Genomic DNA, 1,169 nt, shown 5'->3' on the forward strand with positions numbered 1-1,169 from the left:
GGCGGGCGGTCTGACGTGGATGGTGGTCGGTTGTCGGTCGGGCGGATGTGTGCCTGGGTCGGCGGGTGTGCCTGGCCGGTCGGTGCGCCGTTGGGAGTGTGGTCCCGGGCGGCCTCACGCGGACGGCTGTCGGGTACCGGCCGGTGGGATGAGTACTGGCGCCGGTCGATGTCGGGGCGGGCCGGTCTGTTGGGCGATCTTCCTTCTGGCCGTCACGTCTATGGCGTCGCGAGACCGGTACGTCCCCCGGGGCGTGAGGCCCGGGCGTCGCCGGGCCTCACGCGGATGTTCTGCCGGTTACTGACCGGCGGGGGTGCCGCCGTTCGGTGGGCCGCCCTGGCCGCCGCCCGGTGCGTTGGTCGGCCGGAGTGACGCGCAGGCCTGGGTGGCCTTCTTCTGTTTCGCCGACATGGTCGGCATGCCGCTCGGGCGGCCCGACGGCCGGCCCGAGGGGCGCGCCGTCGGTGTGCCGCTGGGCGCCCCGCTGGGCGCACCGTTTCCCGGGCCGCCGCCCGGGCCACGGCTGGGCATCGAGACGCCCTGTTTCTGCATGCACTCGCGGTACGCGGCCATCGCGTCGTTCGACCCGCCGCCCCGCGCGGCGCTCGAACTCTTACCGGAACCGCTGTCCGAGCCGCCGCAGGCCGCGCTGAACAGCAGCGCGGCCGCGACCGCCGCCCCGCCGAACAGCCGGACCGCCGCCTGACCATCGATCATTTTCTTCTCCTGAATGGATTTCATGTACGTCAGCCGCCGGAGGACCGGCCCTGGCTGACGGAGGTTGCGGCGACCGTGCCGTCCTTGGCCTGGTCACCTTGCACGACGACGCTCGTTCCGGCCTTGAGGTCCGTGGCCGAACCGCTGTGGAGCACGCTGACGTCGGTCTTGCCGGTCACCGTGACCTTGACGACGTCGCCGTTCGCCGTCCGGACGTAGATGGTCCGGCCGGAGATCTTCTGCACCGTGCCGGTGGTCACACCGGCCGCCCCGGAGGCACCCGGCGTCCTGCTGCCGCCCTGCCCCGTGCTTCGGGCGCCGCCCTGCCCCGGAGGCGTGCCGCTCGCGGCGCCGCTCTGGTGCGCGACGTGACGATCGGCCTGGGCGCCGACGACGAACCCGGCGGCGATCAGCACGCCCGCGCCGAGGACGGTGGTCAGCCCCGGCCGCCT

The 1,169-nt window shown here is 73.7% G+C and carries 2 protein-coding genes; both read right to left on the bottom strand.

Annotation, left to right across the window (positions count from 1 at the left end):
- Positions 1-297: 297 nt before the first annotated feature.
- On the bottom strand, positions 298-717 hold the full coding sequence (locus ACFFNX_RS50095; RefSeq protein ID WP_378213554.1) for a hypothetical protein: 420 nt from the start codon (positions 715-717) through the stop codon (positions 298-300).
- Between the two features lie 29 nt (positions 718-746).
- The coding region (locus ACFFNX_RS50100) for a hypothetical protein (RefSeq protein ID WP_378213555.1) at positions 747-1,169 on the bottom strand (423 nt) is incomplete at its 5' end.

Origin of the sequence: Actinoallomurus acaciae, assembly GCF_042429965.1 — a bacterium.
GTDB classification, from domain to species: Bacteria; Actinomycetota; Actinomycetes; order Streptosporangiales; family Streptosporangiaceae; genus Actinoallomurus; species Actinoallomurus acaciae.

Coding starts and splice junctions, on each gene's coding strand:
- ACFFNX_RS50095 (WP_378213554.1), bottom strand. CDS start 717: ATGATCGATGGTCAGGCGGCGGTCCGGCTGTTCGGCGGGGCGGCGGTC.